Here is a 20,847-nt window from a genome sequence, read left to right on the forward strand (position 1 = left end):
CGCTAAGCCCCCTCGAGCAATTCCGTCACGAGTGCCGCGATCGGCGAGCGCTCGGAGCGGGTCAACGTGATGTGGCCGAAGAGCGGGTGGCCCTTGAGGGTCTCCACCACTGCCGCAACACCGTCGTGCCGGCCGACCCGGAGGTTGTCGCGCTGGGCGACATCGTGGGTCAGCACGATCTTCGAGTTCTGTCCGATCCGGCTCATGACCGTGAGGAGCACGTTCTTTTCGAGGGACTGGGCCTCGTCCACGATCACGAACGCGTCGTGGAGCGAACGGCCGCGGATGTGGGTCAGCGGCATTACTTCGAGCATGCCCCGGTCCATGACTTCCTCAACCACTTCCTGGCTAACGAGCGCTCCGAGGGTGTCGAAGACGGCCTGTGCCCACGGATTCATCTTCTCTGCCTCGGAGCCGGGAAGGTAGCCAAGTTCCTGTCCGCCCACCGCGAAGAGGGGCCGGAAGACAATGACCTTGCGGTGTTCGCGGCGCTCCAGGACGGCTTCCAGGCCGGCACACAACGCGAGCGCGGACTTGCCGGTGCCCGCCCGGCCGCCGATCGAGACGATTCCCACGCTCGGGTCCATGAGCAGGTCGATCGCCAAACGCTGCTCCGCCGAGCGGCCGTGCAGTCCGAAGACGTCGCGGTCACCTTTGACGAGGCGTACTTGCTTGTCCGCCCCCACGCGGCCCAAGGCAGATCCCCGGTTCGAAAGCAGCACCAGGCCCGTGTTGACCGGCATTTCGGCCGCGGCCGGGATGAATACCGGTTCGTGGCCGTACAGCGTGTTGATCTCGTCCTCACTGGCCTCGATCTCCGCGACGCCGGTCCACCCGGAGTCCTTGACGAGTTCATTCCGGTATTCGTCGGCGAGCAGCCCCATCGCGGAGGCCTTGACGCGCATCGGGAGGTCCTTGGAAACCACCGTGACGTTGCGGCCTTCGTTGGCGAGGTTCTTCGCGACGGCGAGAATGCGGCTGTCGTTGTCGGCCCCCCGGAATCCGGCGGGAAGGACTTCGGTGGAGACGTGGTTCATCTCGACGCGCAAGGTACCGCCGTCGGTACCGATCGGGATGGGTTGGTTCAGGCCGCCGTGCTCGATGCGCAGGTCGTCAAGGAGCCTGAGTGCTTTGCGGGCGAAATAACCCAATTCGGGGTCGTGGCGTTTTCCTTCCAATTCAGTGATGACCACAATCGGCACAATGACTTCGTGTTCCGCGAAGCGCAGCAATGCGTGCGGGTCCGAAAGCAGGACTGAGGTGTCAATTACGTAGCTTCGGCCAGTCAGTACGTCGGACGTCGCGGTCCGCTCGATTTTGGCCTGCTTGGCGCGGGCGATAGTTGAACCTTCCCCGTTGGAAACGACTACGGGCAGCTGCTCAGAAATGGCCACATCGACTCCAGCCCCGGGCGCGAGCCCGGCTTTTCTTCGTAAGGCGGCTCGGCCGGAAGGCCGGGCGGGCCCCCCACGTAACTGGTGCGATGCTTCGCTCCATCTACTGGCCTCCCCGATCAGCGGGCGGTTTGCCTGCTGATGGGAATAACGTATTCCGGGGCAATTACATTTCCGGTGACCGCAAACGGCGATTCGCGTAGACAGCGTGTGAACTTCCCGTGAACGCGGGATCACGCCGTTGTCACCGCCGCGACACCGTGGTCAGGTACCGTATCGGCGCTGGCGGCCTGCGTAGTCGCGCAATGCGCGCAGGAAATCGATCTTCCGGAACGCGGGCCAGAGCGCCTCGCAAAAGTAGAACTCGCTGTAGGCACTTTGCCACATGAGGAACCCGGACAGTCGCTGCTCGCCGGAGGTGCGGATCACGAGGTCGGGATCGGGCTGGCCGCGGGTGTAGAGGAACCGTGAGATGTCGTCCACCGAGAGTTCATCCGCGACCGCGGACATGTCCCGGCCGTGCGCGACGGCGTCGTGCAGCAGTTCGCGGACGGCGTCGACGATCTCGCGGCGGCCCCCGTACCCGACGGCGACATTCACGTGGACCTTCTCGCGCACGGGCGTGCGGGCGGTGAGTTTATTGAGGCGCTCGGCCAGGTAGTCGGGCAGGAGCTCCGGCGCACCCATGGCGTGGACCGAAATATCGGCGTCTTCGTCGAGCCGGTCGAGGGTGTTGGCGATGATCCCCATGAGGAGTTCGAGCTCTTCCCCGGAACGGTTCATGTTGTCCGTCGAGAGCATGTACAGCGTGACTACTTTGACGCCAAGTTCCTGGCACCAGCCGAGGAATTCGTGGATCTTGTCCGCGCCCGCTTGGTGGCCTTCGCTGGTGGGAGCGTTGAATTGCCGGGCCCACCGGCGATTGCCGTCAACCATGACTCCGATGTGGCGGGGAATCTTGTCCTGTTCCAGGGAACGGAGCAATTTGCGCTCGTAGAAGCCATAAAGGAACCCGGGCAACTCCATCCGGACACTCACCTGACTTCCTGGGCACAGAACAGCGGAAAACTACGACGGCGGCGGGCCGGTGGGGCTGGTGGCCCCGGCCAAACTGCTATCGCCACCTACGGACCCGTGCCGCAGGTGCACCACCAAGGCTACCTTCCCAAGCTGACCGGTCGGCGCATGCGGGGGTTTGCGTCAAACGGCCAATGGCGTTACTCGCGGGTAACTTTGGTCGGCTGAGGGGTACCCTTGAATGATGTTGGAGCAGCCCACCCTCGAGCCACTCAAACCGACGTGGCGCGGTTGGATACATGCCGTCGCGACGCCTTTCGCCATAGCCGCGGGCATTGTGCTGGTGGCCGTCGCGCCGACGACGGACCGGAAAATCGTCTCGGCCATCTACGCCCTCACAGGCGCCCTCCTCTTCGGCGTGTCGGCCGTGTACCACCGCGGCACATGGAAACCGCGGACCAAAGCGATCCTCAAGCGCCTGGACCACACCAACATCATGCTGGTCATCGCGGGCAGTTACACGCCTTTGTCCTGGGTGCTTCTGGCACGGCCGAGGGCCGAGCTCGTGTTGTGGATGATCTGGTCAGGGGCGTTGCTTGGGGTCTTGTTCCGGGTTTTGTGGACGGGTGCTCCCCGCTGGCTCTACGTGCCCATCTATGTGGCCCTCGGTTGCAGCGCCGTCATCTTCTTGCCCGAATTCTTCGCAGCTAACTCCGCCGCCTCGATCCTGATTTGCGTCGGCGGTGCACTCTACATCGCCGGAGCAGTGTTCTACGGCATCAAGAGGCCCAACTTCAGTCCAGCGAATTTCGGCTTCCACGAGTTGTTCCACGCCTTCACGGTCCTGGCGTTCGCAGCGCACTTCGTGGCGATCATGATGGCCGTGCTGAGTTAGCTACCCTAACCCGTCCCGCCCGGCGCCGAATCTTCCGCCATGGCCTGTAGGCGGGCCGCCAGTTCCTCGACGGAGCCAACAGGCAGGTCGCAGACCATCCCGCGGCACAAGTACACCTGGGGTGAGCCGTCGGCGGCAGGCAAGCGCGACTCCAGCAGCGGCACCTCAGGTTCCCGACGCCCGGTCCCCGGCAGGCCGCCGTCGTCGTCTGCTTGGGCCGGTTCACCGGCCTGGACGGCCACGACCATTCCGGGGCTCGGCGACGACAGGAGGGCGCGGTGGAGCTCCCGCTGCCGCTGACCGGACGGACCGGACACTGCTGCCTCGACCGGGCCGGCGACGGCCGCTTGGGCGGTCGCGAGCAACCATCCGGCCACCCTCGGGGCGCGCGAGGCCAGCGGAGGCAGGACGGAGAGGATGTTGCCTGCCATCGTCCGGTGCTCGTGCGAGCCCGAATATGCGGCGTAAGCCAAGAGCACGCCGGCGAAGGCAGACGCCCCGCTCGGAGCCGCGTTATCGAAAGGATCCAGCCCCGTGTGCTGCCCTTGGGCGTTGAAGACCTGGGCAGATTCGCCCACGGAGTCGGCCAGCCTGCCGTCCACGACAAAACGGGCGCAGGCTTCCCGGATCAACGTCTCCGCGAAGCGGTACCAACGCCGTTCCCCGGTGACGGCGTAAAGGGCGAGGAATCCTTCCGCGCAAAAGGCATAGTCTTCGAGCAAGCCGCCGATGCCCCGGGCGACGCCGTCGTGCGAGACCCGCATCAACACGGGCTCGCCGCCTGCCGCGGGCGGACGCCAATGCACTCGCACCAAGTAATCGGCGATGTTTCCCGCGGCCGCGACGAGCTCCGGCCGGTCAAGGACCGCTCCGGCCTCGGCGAGCCCGGCGATGGCCAAGCCGTTCCAGCCGGCCACCACTTTGTCGTCGCGGTCCGGCTGGGGGCGCACGGAACGGGCCGCCTGAAGGGCTGGCCGGACACGGTTCCATAGCCGCGATTCCGAGCCCGAGAGGTGCCTGCCCGGGTGCAGCGGCGAACCGAGGGTCGAAACCGTGCCGCGCTGGCCGACATTCATGAACTGCGCCACTGCCGCGCCGTCGCCCGGCCCAAGTGCCTCTTCGAGGCCTTCAGGGGTCCACAGGTACGACGCCCCTTCATGGTGCACACCATCCACCACAGTGTCGGCGTCAAGCGAGGACGCGAGCCCTCCCGGCGCTGCGGACCCGCCCACACCGAGCGAGTCGAGCATCCAGTCGGCAACCCGCGACGCCACCGCAGCGGCTTCCGCAGCGGGCAGGACCCAGTCGCCCTCCAGCCGAGCCCAGTGCGTGTAGACGCGGAGCAGCTGCGCATTGTCGTACAGCATCTTCTCGAAATGCGGTACGGACCAATCGGCCGTGACCGAATACCGCGCGAACCCGCCGTCGAGTTGGTCGCACAAAGCTGAGCGCGCCATCGCGGCGAGTGTCCGCCCCGCCAGGTCCCGGGCGGCGTCGGAAGTCTCGGAAGGGACCGCCGCGTGGCGGACCAGGAACTCAAGAACCGCCGACGGCGGGAACTTGGGAGCGTTGCCGAAGCCACCGCCGTCGGGATCCTCAGAGCGGGCAAGGAGCCGCACGGCCTCCGAGAGCAGCTTGCGGTCCACCGCGGGCGGGGGGCCGTCCACGGAAACCGCGGTGGAAAGCTGCGCCTCGGCCATGCCGGCCGCGAGCCCCCGCGCGTTCTGTTCGACGGCGTCCCGGCGTTCCAGCCACGCTTCCCGGACCGCTTCGAGGACTTGCAGGAAAGACGGCCGGCCGGGCTGGGGCTTCGGCGGAAAGTAAGTGCCCGCGTGGAACGCGAGACCTTCGGGAGTCAGGAAGACCGACATCGGCCAGCCTCCCTCGCCGCTGATCGCCTGGGTGGCCGCCATGTAGATCGCGTCCACGTCCGGCCGTTCTTCGCGGTCCACCTTGATGGCCACGAAGTTGGCGTTCAGGTAGTCCGCGGTCTCCTGGTCTTCGAACGACTCGTGGGCCATGACGTGGCACCAGTGGCACGCGGCGTAGCCGATGGAGAGGAAGACGGGGACGTCACGGTGGCAAAAGCGAAGGCTTCGTCCCCGAAGGGGCGCCAATGCACCGGATTGTGCGCGTGCTGGCGCAGGTAGGCGGACGGTTCGGAACCGAGGGCGTTCGAAGCCCCCGGCCATTCCTTGGCTGTGCCCTGCTCAGCGGGCTCCGGCGCCGGCATCGCCATCGTTTTCCACGTCGGATACGCCGCCCGTTTCGGCGGCCAGGCGCGCTTCCTCAACCTGGGCGCGGTACCGGACCCGGCGGATACGGCGGACCATGTCCACAATCAGGAAGGTGGTCAGCACAACAATGAAGGCTGTCAGGACGAATCCCCAGGTTCCCGGGGTCACCTGGTCTTCCGACAAGCCGGGGCGCAGCGACGGCGTCGGGGAAGGCGACGGGGTCGCGGCCAGGGCAATGAGAAAGTGCTGCACGGTTCAAACCTTCTGTGGGAGTTCCAGGCTTTGGGGGTTCCAGGAGCGAATTCTACGTAGGATAGAAAACGCCGGCCCTCCTATCTTAGCCCCGCGAACAGGTCCTTTTCCGGCAGTTCCGGAGGAATGCTCGAGTGGATCAGGGTGTAATCCTCCCAGGGCCAGGCCTTGCGCTGCATGTCGGGCGACACCGCGAAAAAGAAGCCGAGCGGATCGATCTGGGTTTGGTGCGCCCGGAGGGCATCGTCCCGGGCCTCGAAAAAGTCACCGCATTCAACCTGGGTGGTTGTCGGGTTGGCGTTTCTTGGCGGCGTGTGGCCTTCGGCGTCCGCCTCGAGCCAGGCGGCAAGCCGTTCGGCGTACGGCGATTGAAGTCCCGCTTCCTCAAGGGCGAAGTGCAACGCGCGGAACCGCTCAGGGCTAAAAGCACGGTCGTAGTACAACTTGCTCGGTGCCCAACTCTCGCCGGTCCCCGGATAACGCGTTGGGTCGCCGGCTGCGTGGAATGCTTCAACCGCGACCTTGTGGGCCATTACGTGGTCCGGGTGCGGGTAGCCGCCGTTTTCGTCGTAGCTCACAATGACGTGCGGCTTGAAGGTGCGGACCAGGCGGACCAACGGCGCGGCGGCGCGCTGGAGCGGCTGGAGCGCGAAGCAACCCGGCGGAAGCGGGGGCATCGGCTCACCCTCCGGCAGGCCGGAGTCCACGAAACCGAGCCAACGCTGCTTGACTCCCAGCACCGCGGCCGCCGCATCCATCTCAAGGCGGCGGGCGCCGGCCATGTCCCGTTTCGGATGCGGCGCGGACTCCATGGCAGGGTTCTGGATGTCTCCCCGGGAACCGTCCGTGCACGTGGCCACCATGACGTCGACTCCGGAAGCGGCATACATCGCCATGGTCGCGGCGCCCTTGCTCGATTCGTCGTCCGGGTGCGCGTGGACTGCGAGCAACCTCAACTGCGGGGTGGTGCTGGTGGATGTGCTCATCCGGAACGGTTCCTCTTTCTGCGGTGTTGCCTTCATGTTGCCTTCATGCACTGGACGTTTTCGGGCTCCCCGGAACGCCATCTCCGGCCGTGTGCGCCGAGGCTCCGGAAGGCCACTAAACTAGGTGGGTGACTTCGGAGGACCCATCGGGCACGGCGCTGCCGGCAACTACCAGCCTAGCCAATCGCTACGGCGGCCAAAAGCGCGCCTTCGGGGGTAAAACCAGGCGCAACATTTTGATTGCCGGCATCCTTGTGGCCATCGGACTCCTGGCCTGGATCACCATGGCCCCCTCCGGGCCCTCCGTTTCCTACAAGGACGTGGGTTACAGCTCAACGGATGCCACCCAGTCCGAAGCAGACTTCCAGGTCACCAAGGATCCCGGCGCCACGGCGAAGTGCGCCGTGAAGGCCCTGGATTCCACGTTCGGGGTGGTCGGTTGGAAGATTGTTGTGATCGGCCCGAACGACCCCAAGGCCAGCGCCGACGGGGGCCAGACAACTATCCACAGGACAGTCCTGCGGACCGAATCGCAGGCCGTCTCCGCCTCCGTGGACAATTGCTGGATCGACGGCAAATAACAAACCTGTGACCCGCGACTCAGTCAGCTTGGGTTCGCCCACTTGATTGACTACACTGGATCAATACCTCGACCCCGCTGAGTTTGTTGCTGAGTTCCACGAGTGGCCAACACCAGCGGGTTTTTGTTTGTCGGATCCATAAGGAGAAGTCCGTGTCGACCACCAACAGCGCACCTGCAGCTTGGCTTACCCAGGACGCATTTGACCGCCTGAAGGCAGAGCTGGACCACCTTTCCGGCCCTGGCCGCGCCGAAATCGTGCAGAAGATCGAAGCCGCCCGCCAGGAAGGCGACCTCAAGGAAAACGGCGGATACCACGCCGCGAAGGAAGAACAGGGCAAGATCGAAGCCCGCATCCGCCAGTTGACCGTGCTCTTGCGCGATGCCCAGGTCGGCGAAGCTCCGGCCGACGACGGAATTGTCGAGCCCGGCATGCTCGTCGTGGCACGTATCGCCGGCGACGAAGAAACGTTCCTCCTCGGATCCCGCGAAATCGCCGGCGATTCCGATCTCAACGTCTTCAGCGAGAAGTCGCCGCTCGGCGTTGCCATCATCGGCCACAAGGAAGGCGAGAAGCTGAGCTACGTCGCCCCGAACGGCAAGGAAATCCCGGTGGAGATCGTTTCCGCCAAGCCGTTCTCCGGCTAGCTTGCCTTCCTGCCTAGCAGCCTCAAAGCACGACGCCGGCCCTCCCGTTCGCGGGAAGGCCGGCGTTTTCGTTTTCCGGCGCTTTCGTTTTCCGGAGTCTGGTGACCGGCGGCTTTGCTACGCCGTGGGCGCTTCGGGCCGCCGCGGGCGCAGGAGTACCGCGGCCACGACTCCCCCGATTGCGCCGCCTAGGTGGGCTTGCCACGAGACGATGCCCATGACTGTGGGCAGCATTCCGAACAAGATCCCGCCATAAGCGAGGAACAACACCACGGAGAGCAGGATCTGCCACCAACTGCGGTTGAAGAATCCCCTCACCAAAAGGAAGGCGAAGAGACCGAAAACCAGCCCTGACGCGCCAACGGTCACCCCGCCGGTACCGAAGAACCACACTGCGAGGCCCGAACCGAGCCAACTGAAGGCCAGCGCCGTCAGGAACACCCGCAATCCGGACAGGAACACCAGGAAGCCGAAGATGATCAGCGGCAACGCGTTGGAGAGCAGGTGGCCGAAGCTGGCGTGCAGGAGCGGAAAAGTCAGGATGTCGAAGATTCCGTCCAGGCGGCGCGGGCGCAGGCCGAACGTCCGGTTGAGGCTGCCGAACATCATGGTGTTGAGGACTTCGATCACCGCGAGCAGGGCGACGAAGCCGACCATGAACAGCAGTCCTCCGCGGGCGCGCCTCGCCAGTGAATCCTTGCCTGGCGAGGGCGCGTCACCGTTCGGGTAAAGGGCCATGGCCGTCTGCCGCTTAGTGGACCACGATGGGGTGGAAGCCCTCGGCCCTCAAAGCGGCGAGGACTTGCTCACTGTGCTCGTGGCCCTTCGTTTCCAGGTTGATCGTGATGGAGACGTCGCCCATGCTGATCGCGCCGCCCACCCTCGTGTGGTCCAGGCCCGTCACGTTGGCATCGTTCTCGGCGATGATGCGGGCGATGGTGGCCAAGGAACCGGGCCGGTCATCCAGCATCATGCGGACGGTCATGAACCGTCCGGCGGCGGAGAGGCCGCGCTGGATCACCTTGAGCATCAACATGGGGTCGATATTGCCGCCCGAGAGGATCACCGCGGTGGTGCCCGGATTCTCGATCTTGCCGTCCATCAGCGCGGCGACGCCCACGGCGCCGGCTGGCTCCACCACCATCTTTGCCCGCTCGAGCAGGAAGATGAGCGCCCGTGCCAGGGAATCCTCGCTCACTGTGACGACGTCGTCCACGAGCTCGCGGATGATACTGAACGGCAACTGGCCGGGCCGTCCGACCGCGATGCCGTCCGCCATCGTGGAAACCTTCTTGAGCGGCACCAGGGCGTCTGCGGCGAGCGACGGCGGGTAGGCGGCGGCGTTTTCCGCCTGCACTCCGATGATCCGGATCTCGCGGCCGAGTTCACGAGCGCGCGACTTGATTGCGACGGCGACTCCGGCGAGCAAGCCGCCGCCACCCACGCCCATCAGGACGGTGTCGACGTTCGGGACCTGGTCCAGGACTTCGAGGCCGACGGTGCCTTGGCCCGCTACGACGTCCACGTTGTCGAAGGGGTGGACGAACACAGCGCCGGTTTCGTTGGCGTAGCGCTGGGCTTCGGCAAGTGCTTCGTCCACGTTGTGGCCGTGGAGGACCACTTCGGCACCGTGGCTGCGCGTCGCGGACAGCTTGGGCAGCGCGACGCCGAGCGGCATGTAGATGCGTGCGTTGATTCCCAGGGATTTCGCCGCAACCGCAACGCCTTGCGCGTGGTTGCCTGCGGAGGCAGCAACGACGCCCCGCTTCTTTTCCTCGTCGGACAGCCGGGCCATGCGCACATAGGCGCCGCGGACCTTGAAGGAGCCGGCGCGCTGAAGGTTTTCGCACTTGAAGAAGACTTCGCCGCCAACCATGGCGCCGAGGGCCCGTGAGGACTCGATGGGAGTCTTGGTAATAATGCCCTCGAGCAGCTCCCGCGCCTTAAGGACATCGTCCAGCGTGACGGGCAGGGTGTCGAGGGTATTCACGGGTTATTCTCCTTTGTTGGTTTCTTCTGCGACATTGCCGGAAGGGATCAGTTCGGCGGGCGCTTCGGCAGCGGCGGCGTCATCCGGTCCTTCATCATGTTCCCACGTCCTTGCGGCAATATAGCGAATCGCCGAGTTTGCTACGGCCAGCAGGGGAACGGCGAAAAGCGCTCCAGGGATGCCGGCGAGGTAGGAGCCGGCGGCGACAGTCAGGATTACGGCGACCGGGTGGAGCGAGACGGCCTTGCCCATGACGAGCGGCTGGAGGATGTGGCTTTCGAGCTGCTGCACCAAGAGGACGATGCCCAGCATGACGAGCGCATTGACGGGACCGTTGGCCACCAAGGCAAGAAGGACTGCAACGGCACCTGTGACCAGGGCTCCGACGACGGGGATGAATGAACCGATGAACACCAGCACCGCCAATGGCAAGGCCAGTGGAACTTGGATGATCGCTGCGCCGACACCGATTCCCACCGCATCGACGAAAGCCACGAACATCTGGATGCGGACGTAGCTGACCATGGACGACCAACCACGTCGTCCTGCGCCGTCGGCCGCCGCACGCGCGGTCCGCGGCAGGAGCCCCACAATGAACCGCCAGATCCGCGCCCCCTCCAGGAGGAAGAAGATGAGGATGAAGAGGGCCAGGACCATTCCCGCGGCAAAGTGCCCGGCCGTGCTCCCGAAGGACAACGCGCCGCTCAGGATGCTGCTGCTGTTGTTCTGCAAGGCAGCCGTGGCGTCTTGGACGTACTTGTCGATTTGTTCCGCGGTCAGGCGCAAAGGTCCTTCGGCGAGCCAGGTCTGGATCTGTTGGATTCCGACGAGGGCTTCCTGCCACAGCTCGCCGAAGCCCACGGCCAGTTGCCGTCCCACGAGCGCCAAAGCACCCGCGATGACGCCGACGAAGCCGAGCACGGTGACGGCGACCGCCAGGCCTTGGGGTAGTTTGAGCCTCCTGAGCGAGGCTGTGACCGGGTTGAGCAAACCGGCGAGGAGCGCGGCCACCATGACGGGAATGACCAGGAAGCTGATCCTGCCCAACAACCATACGAGGGCGGCGACAACCACCATGATGAGGCCCACGCGCCAAGCCCACGCGGCCGCGATCCGGATTCCGTACGGGATGTCTTGCGCGATCCGGTTCTCCGGGAGGGGCACAAGCCTTCCCGGAGAGGGGTCGCTTGCTGCAGTGGCGTCATGCGCTGGCGTCATGACCCCATAATTCCGCAGGGATCGCTGGATGGGAAACCGGGCTACGGCACGGCGACGATTCCCCAGTTCATGGTGAAGGCCTCCCGTGGCTCGACCCACCGGGGCCCTTCGTCGGAATTGAAGGCATTGGCCGGTCCGGTCATGGGCTCGAGCGCAACCGCCTTCGAACGTCCCGGGAACGTGTCGGTGACGAAGACATGGACGTGCGTACAGTTGCTGTCCTGCTCCAAAGTGACAGTCCTGCCGTCGGGCGCGGACAGCGTGTGGCGGGCAACGCCGTCGTCGAACGCAAGGTCCAAGTACGCGGAGTCGAGGTCGAGGCTGCCGACGTTCCGGCCGCCGCTCAAATCGAAGTCTCCCTCGACGGGAACCGCGCTACGCGGGATGAGCCGCTCGTCGGTGACGAGGCGCGTGCGGGCGTGGACAGTCAGGACCGTCTCCTCGGGCGGGACGTCTCCGATGCGGAAGTAGGGGTGGGCGCCCAACACGAATGGAGCGGGCGACTCCGAATCGTTGATGAAGGTTTGCGAGACCCGCAGGGCGAGTTCGGCGTCGATCTCGTAGCGGACCTGGTGCCGGGCCAGGAACGGGTAGCCGTGCTGCGGGAAGATCACGGCCTCGAGGGTCACGGAGAATTCGTCTTCCGCGACGAGGGCATAGGACGAGTTGCGCAGGAGCCCGTGGCTGGCGTTGTTGCGCGAGACCTCGGTGACGTCCAGTTGCTGCTTCTTGCCGTTGAGGTACCAGACACCGTCTTCCACCCGGTTGGCCCACGGTGCCAAGGTGATGCCGGTGGCGCCCGGCGAAATTTGGTCGTCGCCGTAGCTTTCCGTGAATTGGACACCGTTGCGGCTGAACAACCGGAGGCCGGCGGCAAGTTCGGTAACGACGGCGAGCGCGTCACCGCGGCGGATTTCGAATTGGCGGCCGGTGGCGAAGCGGCGGGAAACGGCGTCGCCGACGGCGGTCGACGGGGATGTAGGAGGCATGGCACCACCGTACTGCATCGTCGAGGGGTGCGACGAGAAGCGCCCAATGTTCAATTTTGTTAGATATTTTGTCTTTTTGAGCGGTCTGTGGCACCATATTTTCATGACTCGCCTCACCAGCACACGCCTCGCCGACGGTCGGGAACTGATCTATTTCGACGACCCCGGCTCGCCGGAGCGTGATCCCGGATCCTTGGTGGACCACCGGGACCTTCCACCCCGTGCTGACCCGGGCGAGTTGCGTTACGACGCCCTCAGCGGCGAATGGGTAGCTGTCGCCGCCCACCGCCAAAGCCGGACGCACCTCCCTCCCGCGGACCAGTGCCCCATCTGCCCCACCACCCCGGCGAACCCTTCGGAAATCCCGGCGCCGGATTACGACGTCGTGGTGTTCGAGAACCGCTTCCCCTCCTTGGGCCCGGCAGTGGGATCCACTCCGGACGCCCCGGCCTGGGGAACCTCGGGACCGGCCTTCGGCCGTTGCGAAGTTGTCTCTTTCACACCGAAGCACACCGGTTCCTTTGCCGAACTCGGCGAGACCAGGGCTCGGACAGTCATTGAAGCCTGGGCACAGCGGACCGAAGCGCTAAGCGCCCTTCCCGGGGTCCGGCAGGTATTCCCGTTCGAAAACCGCGGCGCCGAAATCGGAGTGACGCTCCACCACCCCCACGGGCAGATCTATGCCTACCCGTACGTGACGCCTCGCGCGGCGAGCCTCGGGGCCGAAGCCGGCAAGCACTTCGACGACTCCAGGGGCCGGGAATCGCTCACGTCCTCCATCCTCAAGGCGGAACTGCAGGACGGCAGGCGGATGGTGCTCGAAGCGGAACACTTCAGTGCTTACGTGCCGTTCGCGGCGCGGTGGCCCCTGGAGGTGCATCTGGTCCCCCACCGCCAAGTACCGGACCTGGCAGCTCTGACCGGCGCCGAACGCGACGAACTCGCCCACGTCTACCTCGATCTGCTCAAGCGCCTGGACGCCCTCTATCCAACCCCGACCCCCTACATTTCCGCCTGGCACCAGGCACCGCTGGACCCTGCGTTGCGAGAGTCCGGCCACTTGCACCTGCAGTTGACCTCCCCCCGCCGGGCGGCCGACAAACTCAAATACCTTGCCGGCTCGGAGGCCGCCATGGGAGCCTTCATCAACGACACCACGCCCGAATCCGTGGCCGCCCGCCTGCGCTCCGTCGCCGGCGCCTCCACGCGAGCCGGCAAGACCACCACCGGAATCCCGGAAGGGGCCTCAGCATGACCTCCACTCCCGACGCTCCCGCAGTGAGTGCGCTCTCCGAACAGTTCGAGGCCGCCTTCGGTTCAGCGCCCGACGGCGTGTGGCAGGCTCCCGGACGAGTCAACCTGATCGGTGAGCACACCGATTACAACGAGGGTTTCGTGTTGCCTTTCGCGATCGACAAGACGGCGAAGGTCGCCTTGCGCTTGCGCGGGGATTCGCAGATCCGGCTCCTTTCCACCTTCGGCGCGCAAGGCCTCGTCGAGGCAGACGCCGCGGCGCTGGTTCCAGGCTCCGCCAAAGGCTGGACGAAATACCCCCTCGGCGTGGCCTGGGCCCTCCAACAGCGCGGGATCGAGGTCCCCGGCTTCGACCTGCTCCTGGACTCCGACGTGCCCCTCGGTGCGGGGCTCTCCTCTTCCCACGCCATTGAAAGCGCCGTTATCCTGGCCCTCAACGAGCTCAAGGAAGCCGGCCTCAGGGCAGAAGACATGGTGCTGGAAACGCAGCGGGCCGAAAACGAATTCGTCGGCGCTCCCACCGGAATCATGGACCAGTCCGCGTCGCTCCGCGGCTCCGCCGGTCATGCCGTCTTCCTGGATTGCCGGGACCAAAGCATCCAATTGGTCCCGTTCGACGCTGAAGACGCCGGGCTCGTGTTGCTCGTCATCGACACCAAGGTCTCCCATTCCCATGCCGACGGCGGCTACGCGTCCAGGCGCGAATCCTGCGAATTGGGCGCCGAGGTCCTGGGAGTTTCATCGCTTCGCGACGTCGGCATCGGCGACCTCGAGGAAGCCAGCGGACTGCTTGACGAGACGACGTTCCGGCGCGTCCGCCACGTAGTAACCGAGAACGACCGCGTACTCCAAACGGTTGAGCGCCTTACCTCGGACGGCCCCGGTCATATCGGCCTGCTGCTCGACGCGAGCCATGCCTCCATGCGGGACGATTTCGAGATCTCCTGCCCGGAACTGGACCTTGCCGTGGACACATCCCGCGCGCACGGCGCCATCGGAGCCCGGATGACCGGCGGGGGCTTCGGCGGCTCAGCCATCGCGCTCACCCCGGTACGGCACGAGCAGGAGGTGCGTGACGCCGTCGTACGCGCCTTTGAAGCGGCCGGATTCACGACGCCGGACATCTTCACGGTGGTCCCCGCAGCGGGCGCCACACGCCTGATCTGAGCGCCGCACCGCCGGCCGATTCAGCGCGATGCGGCCACCTGTCCCGGGCGTAAGCTGGGCCTATGACTGAGGCCGTCATCGTGTCAACCGCCAGGAGCCCGATTGGCCGGGCGTTCAAAGGCTCCCTCAAGGACGAACGCCCCGACGACCTCGCGGTAGCCATGGTGACCGCCGCGTTGGCCAGGATCCCGGCGTTCGATCCCGGCGCGGCAGACGGGCGCGGCCTGGACGACTTCTACCTCGGATGCGCCGAACCCAGCGGCGAGGCGGGATCGAACATGGCCCGCGTGGTCACTGTCCTCGCCGGGCTGGACACCGTCCCCGCGGCCACCATCAACCGGTTCTGCGCGTCGAGCCTCCAGACCCTGCGGATGGCGTTCCATGCGATCAAGTCCGGGGAAGGCAACGCCTTCGTGGCAGCGGGGGTCGAATCGGTCTCGCGCTACCAGAACTGGGTGGGCGCCGGCGAGACCGATACCAGCGTCCATAATCCCCTCTTCGCCACGGCCCGGGCACGCACCGCCGCCCGAGCCGCCTCCAACACGCCGTGGACCGATCCGCGCTGGGGCGGCAGGATGCCGGACGTCTACATCGCGATGGGACAGACCGCGGAAAACGTTGCCACAAGCAAGGGGATCAGCCGGGCAGAGCAGGACGAGTGGGCCGTGCTCAGCCAGAACCGCACCGAAGCTGCCATTGCTTCAGGCTTCTATGCCCGGGAGATCACGCCGTACGAACGCAAGGACGGCACCGTGATGGATCGCGACGATTCGCCCCGGGCAGGCGTCACCCTTGAGGCGGTCTCGGCCTTGCAGCCCGTTTTCCGGCCCCAAGGGACCGTCACCGCGGGGAACGCCTGCCCGCTCAACGACGGGGCTGCCGCCGTCGTGGTCATGAGCGACTCCCGTGCCCGGGAACTTGGCCTGCAACCCCTGGCCCGCATTGTATCCACCGGCGTCAGCGCACTCTCCCCCGAACTCATGGGCATGGGTCCGGTAGAGTCGTCCCGCCGCGCGCTCGCCTCCGCCGGACTGACGATGGCCGATATCGACCTCGTTGAACTCAACGAGGCATTCGCCGTGCAGGTGGTGGCGAGCGCCCGCGAACTCGGCATCGATCCCGAGAAGCTTAACGTCCACGGCGGCGCGATCGCCCTCGGCCACCCCTTCGGGATGACCGGAGCCCGCATGACCACCACCTTGCTCAACGGCTTGCGCGAACGCGACGGCACCTTGGGACTCGCGACCCTGTGCGTCGGCGGCGGGCAAGGCATGGCTGTGGTCTTCGAGCGCCTTTCCTAGCCCGCCCTTCGGAGTTAGTCGTCGCCTCGCAGGATCGCCAGCAGGCGGATGATCTCCACATACAGCCACACAAGCGTGACGGTCAGGCCGAACGCTGCCGTCCAGGAGTACCGTTCCGGAGCACCCTGCAGGACACCCTGCTCAATGCTCGTGAAGTCCATGACCAGGGAGAAGGCAGCCAGGCCGATGGCCAGGAGACCGATGAAAACACCGAGCGGAATGCCGAAAATGTGGACGCTGGTGCCCAGGCCGAACGGTGAATTCACGACGCCGGTCCACACCATGACCATGTTGATCACCGCGAAAACGAGGTACCCGAGCATCGCAATCATGAAGAACCGCATCGCCTTGGGCGTGGCGCGCACCTTACCGCTCTTGAAAAGCGCAAGGGTCACGCCGAAGACGGCGAGGGTTCCGATCACGGCCTGCAGGCCGACGCCCGGGTACAAGGCGTCCAGGAACCGCGTGAGGCCACCGAGGAACAACCCCTCCAGCCCGGCGTAGCCAAGGATCAAGGCCGGCGACGGCTGCTTCTTGAAGGTGTTGACCATGGCCAAAACGAAGCCGCCCAACGCACCGACCACCATCAAAAGGCTGGACGTGCCAGGTGCGACGAACAGGCTGATGGCCGCGCCGATCAGCAAGACAGCGAGGCAAGCCGCCGTCTTGACGATGACGTCGTCGAAAGTCATCCGGCCTGTCTCGGCCGGGCCGGCGGAAGGCCGGTTGTACATCTTGTACATCTGCTGCAGCTGGTCGCTGCTCATCTGCTGCGTTGACCAGGCCGGCTCACCGTACTGGGGCTGACCGTACTGCTGTTGACCGTACTGGGGCTGGCCGTATCCGGGCTGGCTTTGAGGATAACTGGGAACACGCGGTGCCTGTGTGGCTCCACGGAAACTCTTTCCGTTGAAGATCGGGTTGCCGCCGAGTGCCATGATGGATGTCCTTCTTGGTTTGGGTGCGAAGTGATAGTTCACGCTACCAATTCCTACGCTCGGACCGCCCGAATAGTTCCATCGGTTCTGTGCCGGCGTCCCCACATTGAGACCGGGACGCCGGCACGGTCTCTTATCCGACGCCCAAGTAGGCTTCCTTGATCACCGGATTCGCAAGCAATTCCTTGCCGGTGCCGCTATGCGTGATCGACCCGGTCTCAAGGACAAATGCCCGGTTGGCCCGGGCCAGGGCCTGGTTGGCATTTTGTTCGACCAAAAGCACCGTGGTGCCCTGGTTGTTGATTTCGCTGACGATCTTGAAGATCTGCCGGATGAACTGCGGGGCAAGGCCCATGGACGGTTCATCCAACAGCAGCAATTTCGGATTGGACATCAACGCCCTGCCAATTGCGAGCATTTGCTGCTCGCCACCGCTCATGGTTCCACCGAACTGCCGGGCGCGCTCCTTCAACCGGGGAAAAAGATCGAAAACCCGCTCGAGGTCCTCCGATATCTTGGTCCGGTCCTTGCGGCCATAGGAGCCCATGTCAAGGTTCTCCATTACGGTCATGCCGGGGAAAATCCCGCGGCCCTCGGGAGCCTGGGAAATTCCCTGCATGACGCGGACATGCGCCTTCATGCGGGTGATGTCCTTGCCCCCGAACGTGATGGATCCCGACGACGGGTGGAGCAAACCCGAGATGGTCCGCATGGTGGTTGTCTTTCCCGCTCCGTTGGCACCGATGAGCGAGACGATTTCGCCCTCTTCGACACTGAAGGACATGTTGGAAATGGCTTGGATCCGGCCGTAGTGGACGGAAACGTTCTTCAGCTCAAGCAACGTCATCTTCAGGCTCCCCGAGATAGGCGGAAATGACCTTGGGGTCATCGCGAATAACCTTGGGCACGTCGTCGGCGATCTTCTTTCCGAACTCCAGGACCACGATCCGGTCCGTGACGCCCATGACCAACTTCATGTCGTGCTCAATGAGCAGAACCGTGTATCCGTCATCGCGAATTGTTCGGATGAGGGACATAAGTTCCTCTTTTTCCGCAGGATTGAAGCCGGCCGCCGGTTCGTCCAGGCAAAGGACCTTGGGGTCCGTTGCGAGCGCCCGGGCGATTTCCAGGCGGCGCTGGTATCCATAGGGCAAGTGCCGGGACAGGAAATGCGCGTGGTCGGCGATCCCGACGAATTCGAGCAATGCCATTCCCCGCTCAATGGCCGTCTTTTCCTCCCGAACATGGCTGGGCAGGCGAAACAAGGCACCTCCAACACTCGTTCGGTGCCGGGCGTCCAAGCCAACCACGACGTTCTCCAAGGCCGTCATCTCGCCGAAGAGCCGGATGTTCTGGAAAGTCCTGGCGAGGCCGCGCCTGGTGATCTTGTGTTGCGGCAATCCGTTGAGCAGCTTCCCCTCAAGCAGGACTTTCCCTGCCGTCGGTTTGTATACCCCGGTCATGGCGTTGAAGCACGTGGTCTTACCGGCGCCGTTGGGACCGATCAGGCCAAGGATTTCACCGCGGTTGATATCGAACGTGACATTGTCCAGGGCTGTCAGGCCGCCGAACTTGATGGTGAGGTTCTGCACTTGGACCAGGGCCTCGCCTACCTTGGTGACGATATCGCGCTCCGGTGCAACCTTTTCCGCGACCTCAAGGTCCACACCCTGCTCCTTGAGGGCGTCGACGTCGATTTCCGGCTCGATTGCTTCACTCATTGCCGGCTCCCTTCGCAGGTTCGGTGGCTACTTGTCCAGGTGGCCGGGTCTTGGTCGGCCCGGGAACGGTATTACCACCCAAAGCACCCTTGACCTTGTTGTACGCCAAGCGACCATACGCCAGGAGGCTCTGGCGAGCCGGCAGGAGTCCCCCCGGGCGGAAGATCATGATCAGCACCAAGGCCGCTCCGAAGATCAAATACTTGAATTCTGCAATCGCCGTGAACCGGAGAGGAATGTAGGCCACGAGGGAACCCCCAAGAAGCGCACCCACCTTATTTCCAGTACCCCCCATCACGACGGCGGCGACGAACAGGATGGAGGTGGCGATATCGAATTTCTGGTTGTTCACGAACCCGACCTGGCCGGCAAACAAAGCGCCGGACAAACCACCGACGGATGCGCCGATGGCAAATGCCCACACCTTGTATTTGAAGGTGGGAACGCCCATGATTTCGGCGGCGTCCTCGTCCTCGCGGATGGCGATCCATGCCCGTCCAACCCGGCTGCGCTCCAAGTTTCCGGCGGCAAGGAGCACAATGATGATCACTGACAGCGTGAACCAGTACCACGGGGTTCCGTTCGAGTTCAGGAAGATCGGCTGGCCGCTGGAGTCCGTTCCGGGTGGGTGGCCTACGTTTTGGAAGCCGACCTGGCCCTTCATCGCCGGGATGATGGTCGCGAGGATGCGCACGATCTCGCCGAACCCAAGCGTGACGATTGCCAGGTAGTCACCGCGGAGGCGAAGGGTAGGCACACCAAGGAGTACGCCGAAGAACATCGTGATCGCCATCGCCAAAGGCAGTGTCCACAGGTAGGGAATGTGCACGTAGGGCGAGTCGGGACTCGTGAACATCGCCGCCGTATAGGAACCGAGGGCGAAGAATGCCACATACCCCAAGTCCAGGAGGCCCGCATAACCGACCACGACATTCAGGCCCACGGCAACCAATGCGTACACGGACATTTGCGCCAAGGCGATTTGCCAGTTGTTGCCGGGATCCGTGGTGATCAACGGCGGATTGAGGATCGGAAGCAAGTACGCAATGACAACCACGACGATCAGGATCAGCCATTGGATATGGCGCGGAAGCGCATTCCATTTGTCGCCGAGGCCCGGGAACCAGCCTTTGCGCTGCCGCCCTTTGGCTTCGCGGTCCGCGATATCCTGGGCCGCGGCGTCGTCCGGCATAAGTGTGGGGCCGTCTGTTGTGCTCATGCCTTGCTCTTTCCTAGCGAGCTGCCAAGGATACCTTCGGGGCGAACGATCAAAACCAGAACCAAAACCACGAAGGCGACAACGTCCGTCCATTGCGAACTGCCCAGGAGGACCTGGCCGTAGTTTCCGATCAGTCCGATCAACAGACCGCCCAGCAAGGCGCCCCGGACGTTGCCGATGCCGCCAAGGACCGCGGCCGCGAAGGCTTTGACGCCGAGGATGAAGCCGCCGTTGTACTGCACGCCCGACGGGATTTTCATGACATAGAACAATGCCGCCGCGCCTGCGAGGATTCCCCCGATAATGAACGTGGTGACAATGATCTTTTCCTTGTTGACCCCCATTAGCGTGGCAGTGTCCGGATCCTGCGCCACTGCGCGGATTCCGCGGCCCGTGCGGGAGCGCCGGATGAACTGGTCGGTGGCGATCATCAAAATGATGGCAGCGATGACGATGACCACTTGCTGGGAATCGACAATTGTCCCGAAAACATCGAAAATCGGTATCGGCCGGAACATTGTCAAGGCCGCTTCGGGGCTGGGGCCGCGCCACCAATAAATGGTGTACTGAATGGCAAAGGAAACCCCGATGGCCGTAATCAAGAAGGCCAATCGGGGAGCTTTTCGGGTTCTCAATGGTTTGTATGCAACGCGTTCAACCACCACGGCCATCAATGCGGAAGCAATAATTGCGACGACGAGCGCGAGGATAAGGTTTCCGACGATCGCCCAAAAGGCAAGGTGCGGTGCGGATGGCCCGAAATTGAGGGCGCTCAGCGTAAAGAACACGCCGTAGCAACCCGTGATAAACACCTCGGAGTGGGCGAAGTTGATGAGGTTCAAAACACCGTAGACAAGCGTGTAGCCAAGGGCCACCAGGGCATAAATTGCGCCGAAGGTGAACCCGTCAAAAGTGGAGCTCCAAAAGTTCTGGGTGAACGAGTTGACATCAAAGGTGATCCACGTGTCGTCCATAGGCACGGAATGGAGCAAGGTGGGAATTACTTCACTAATCATGGGCACTTCCTGATGTAGTCAAAAA

General features: G+C 64.2%; 19 protein-coding genes and 1 pseudogene. 6 read left to right on the forward strand and 14 right to left on the reverse strand.

Going from position 1 to position 20,847, the window contains the following annotated elements:
* Positions 1-2: 2 nt before the first annotated feature.
* Both E1809_RS10135 and E1809_RS10140 read right to left on the reverse strand, forming a co-directional pair.
* Positions 3-1,316 carry a PhoH family protein gene (locus E1809_RS10135; RefSeq protein WP_374102690.1) on the reverse strand — a complete coding sequence of 438 codons (1,314 nt, stop codon included), beginning with the start codon at positions 1,314-1,316 and terminating at the stop codon, positions 3-5.
* 342 nt (positions 1,317-1,658) lie between these two features.
* Positions 1,659-2,420, reverse strand: a complete 762-nt coding sequence (locus tag E1809_RS10140) for an isoprenyl transferase (protein WP_133204181.1) — start codon at positions 2,418-2,420, stop codon at positions 1,659-1,661.
* Positions 2,421-2,652: 232 nt separating this feature from the next.
* On the opposite strand from E1809_RS10140, the gene trhA reads away from it, so the two are divergent.
* The gene (gene trhA / locus E1809_RS10145) at positions 2,653-3,306 is read left to right on the forward strand and encodes a PAQR family membrane homeostasis protein TrhA (RefSeq protein WP_235835540.1); all 654 of its coding nucleotides are present in this window, start codon (positions 2,653-2,655) and stop codon (positions 3,304-3,306) included.
* A gap of 5 nt (positions 3,307-3,311) precedes the next feature.
* On the opposite strand, the pseudogene E1809_RS10150 reads toward trhA, so the two are convergent.
* From E1809_RS10150 to mca, 3 genes and pseudogenes are all read right to left on the reverse strand, one after another.
* Positions 3,312-5,539: pseudogene (locus E1809_RS10150) on the reverse strand (thioredoxin domain-containing protein).
* The gene (locus E1809_RS10155; RefSeq protein ID WP_133204111.1) at positions 5,517-5,795 is read right to left on the reverse strand and encodes a hypothetical protein; all 279 of its coding nucleotides are present in this window, start codon (positions 5,793-5,795) and stop codon (positions 5,517-5,519) included. Before E1809_RS10155 ends, E1809_RS10150 begins: the two are co-directional and overlap by 23 nt.
* 80 nt (positions 5,796-5,875) lie before the next feature.
* The gene (gene mca / locus E1809_RS10160) at positions 5,876-6,781 is read right to left on the reverse strand and encodes a mycothiol conjugate amidase Mca (protein ID WP_133204112.1); all 906 of its coding nucleotides are present in this window, start codon (positions 6,779-6,781) and stop codon (positions 5,876-5,878) included.
* Between the two features lie 128 nt (positions 6,782-6,909).
* On the opposite strand from mca, the gene E1809_RS10165 reads away from it, so the two are divergent.
* Positions 6,910-7,362, forward strand: coding sequence for a DUF4307 domain-containing protein (locus tag E1809_RS10165; RefSeq protein WP_133204113.1), 453 nt, complete (start codon positions 6,910-6,912; stop codon positions 7,360-7,362).
* Between the two features lie 152 nt (positions 7,363-7,514).
* Positions 7,515-8,009: a transcription elongation factor GreA gene (gene greA / locus E1809_RS10170; protein ID WP_133204114.1), complete on the forward strand. Its 495-nt coding sequence runs from the start codon at positions 7,515-7,517 to the stop codon at positions 8,007-8,009.
* Between the two features lie 117 nt (positions 8,010-8,126).
* Here the strand turns inward: greA and E1809_RS10175 are convergent, their stop codons facing one another.
* Genes E1809_RS10175 through E1809_RS10190 form a run of 4 tightly spaced genes read right to left on the reverse strand, consistent with a single transcriptional unit; the run spans position 8,127 to position 12,206 of the window.
* Positions 8,127-8,747, reverse strand: a complete 621-nt coding sequence (locus E1809_RS10175) for a rhomboid family intramembrane serine protease (protein ID WP_133204115.1) — start codon at positions 8,745-8,747, stop codon at positions 8,127-8,129.
* A gap of 13 nt (positions 8,748-8,760) precedes the next feature.
* Positions 8,761-9,999 (reverse strand): threonine ammonia-lyase, encoded by a 1,239-nt coding sequence (ilvA, locus tag E1809_RS10180; RefSeq protein WP_133204116.1) that lies wholly within the window; start codon positions 9,997-9,999, stop codon positions 8,761-8,763.
* A gap of 3 nt (positions 10,000-10,002) precedes the next feature.
* The gene (locus E1809_RS10185; RefSeq protein ID WP_133204117.1) at positions 10,003-11,217 is read right to left on the reverse strand and encodes an AI-2E family transporter; all 1,215 of its coding nucleotides are present in this window, start codon (positions 11,215-11,217) and stop codon (positions 10,003-10,005) included.
* Positions 11,218-11,258: 41 nt separating this feature from the next.
* Positions 11,259-12,206, reverse strand: coding sequence for an aldose 1-epimerase family protein (locus E1809_RS10190; RefSeq protein WP_235835541.1), 948 nt, complete (start codon positions 12,204-12,206; stop codon positions 11,259-11,261).
* 103 nt (positions 12,207-12,309) lie between these two features.
* Here E1809_RS10190 and galT point away from each other — a divergent pair, with 103 nt between their 5' ends.
* The 3 genes from galT to E1809_RS10205 all read left to right on the forward strand — a co-directional run bounded on the left by galT (position 12,310) and on the right by E1809_RS10205 (position 15,928).
* On the forward strand, positions 12,310-13,461 hold the full coding sequence (gene galT / locus E1809_RS10195) for a galactose-1-phosphate uridylyltransferase (RefSeq protein WP_133204118.1): 1,152 nt from the start codon (positions 12,310-12,312) through the stop codon (positions 13,459-13,461).
* Positions 13,458-14,627: a galactokinase gene (gene galK, locus E1809_RS10200; RefSeq protein WP_133204119.1), complete on the forward strand. Its 1,170-nt coding sequence runs from the start codon at positions 13,458-13,460 to the stop codon at positions 14,625-14,627. The genes galT and galK overlap by 4 nt, the downstream gene beginning before the upstream one ends.
* A 62-nt stretch (positions 14,628-14,689) precedes the next feature.
* Entirely contained in the window at positions 14,690-15,928 is a 1,239-nt protein-coding gene (locus E1809_RS10205) for an acetyl-CoA C-acetyltransferase (RefSeq protein ID WP_133204120.1), read from the forward strand.
* 14 nt (positions 15,929-15,942) lie between these two features.
* Here the strand turns inward: E1809_RS10205 and E1809_RS10210 are convergent, their stop codons facing one another.
* The 5 genes from E1809_RS10210 to E1809_RS10230 all read right to left on the reverse strand — a co-directional run bounded on the left by E1809_RS10210 (position 15,943) and on the right by E1809_RS10230 (position 20,822).
* Entirely contained in the window at positions 15,943-16,866 is a 924-nt protein-coding gene (locus tag E1809_RS10210; RefSeq protein WP_133204121.1) for a Bax inhibitor-1/YccA family protein, read from the reverse strand.
* 133 nt (positions 16,867-16,999) lie between these two features.
* Positions 17,000-17,713 (reverse strand): ABC transporter ATP-binding protein, encoded by a 714-nt coding sequence (locus E1809_RS10215; RefSeq protein ID WP_133204122.1) that lies wholly within the window; start codon positions 17,711-17,713, stop codon positions 17,000-17,002.
* On the reverse strand, positions 17,700-18,587 hold the full coding sequence (locus E1809_RS10220; RefSeq protein ID WP_133204123.1) for an ABC transporter ATP-binding protein: 888 nt from the start codon (positions 18,585-18,587) through the stop codon (positions 17,700-17,702). The genes E1809_RS10215 and E1809_RS10220 overlap by 14 nt, the downstream gene beginning before the upstream one ends.
* Entirely contained in the window at positions 18,580-19,806 is a 1,227-nt protein-coding gene (locus E1809_RS10225; RefSeq protein WP_133204124.1) for a branched-chain amino acid ABC transporter permease, read from the reverse strand. The genes E1809_RS10220 and E1809_RS10225 overlap by 8 nt, the downstream gene beginning before the upstream one ends.
* Complete coding sequence (locus E1809_RS10230) at positions 19,803-20,822, reverse strand: branched-chain amino acid ABC transporter permease (RefSeq protein WP_133204125.1); 1,020 nt, start codon at positions 20,820-20,822, stop codon at positions 19,803-19,805. The genes E1809_RS10225 and E1809_RS10230 overlap by 4 nt, the downstream gene beginning before the upstream one ends.
* Positions 20,823-20,847 lie beyond the last annotated feature (25 nt).

The sequence above is a fragment of the Arthrobacter terricola genome, from assembly GCF_004354015.1.
Lineage (GTDB): Bacteria > Actinomycetota > Actinomycetes > Actinomycetales > Micrococcaceae > Arthrobacter > Arthrobacter terricola.

Excerpts from the sequence above, each read along its gene's own strand:
- E1809_RS10140 (WP_133204181.1), bottom strand. The coding sequence starts at position 2,420 with ATGGAGTTGCCCGGGTTCCTTTATGGCTTCTACGAGCGCAAATTGCTC.
- trhA (WP_235835540.1), top strand. The coding sequence starts at position 2,653 with ATGATGTTGGAGCAGCCCACCCTCGAGCCACTCAAACCGACGTGGCGC.
- mca (WP_133204112.1), bottom strand. The coding sequence starts at position 6,781 with ATGAGCACATCCACCAGCACCACCCCGCAGTTGAGGTTGCTCGCAGTC.
- E1809_RS10175 (WP_133204115.1), bottom strand. The coding sequence starts at position 8,747 with ATGGCCCTTTACCCGAACGGTGACGCGCCCTCGCCAGGCAAGGATTCA.
- E1809_RS10185 (WP_133204117.1), bottom strand. The coding sequence starts at position 11,217 with ATGACGCCAGCGCATGACGCCACTGCAGCAAGCGACCCCTCTCCGGGA.
- E1809_RS10190 (WP_235835541.1), bottom strand. The coding sequence starts at position 12,206 with ATGCCTCCTACATCCCCGTCGACCGCCGTCGGCGACGCCGTTTCCCGC.
- galT (WP_133204118.1), top strand. The coding sequence starts at position 12,310 with ATGACTCGCCTCACCAGCACACGCCTCGCCGACGGTCGGGAACTGATC.
- galK (WP_133204119.1), top strand. The coding sequence starts at position 13,458 with ATGACCTCCACTCCCGACGCTCCCGCAGTGAGTGCGCTCTCCGAACAG.
- E1809_RS10205 (WP_133204120.1), top strand. The coding sequence starts at position 14,690 with ATGACTGAGGCCGTCATCGTGTCAACCGCCAGGAGCCCGATTGGCCGG.
- E1809_RS10210 (WP_133204121.1), bottom strand. The coding sequence starts at position 16,866 with ATGGCACTCGGCGGCAACCCGATCTTCAACGGAAAGAGTTTCCGTGGA.
- E1809_RS10215 (WP_133204122.1), bottom strand. The coding sequence starts at position 17,713 with ATGACGTTGCTTGAGCTGAAGAACGTTTCCGTCCACTACGGCCGGATC.
- E1809_RS10220 (WP_133204123.1), bottom strand. The coding sequence starts at position 18,587 with ATGAGTGAAGCAATCGAGCCGGAAATCGACGTCGACGCCCTCAAGGAG.
- E1809_RS10225 (WP_133204124.1), bottom strand. The coding sequence starts at position 19,806 with ATGAGCACAACAGACGGCCCCACACTTATGCCGGACGACGCCGCGGCC.
- E1809_RS10230 (WP_133204125.1), bottom strand. The coding sequence starts at position 20,822 with ATGATTAGTGAAGTAATTCCCACCTTGCTCCATTCCGTGCCTATGGAC.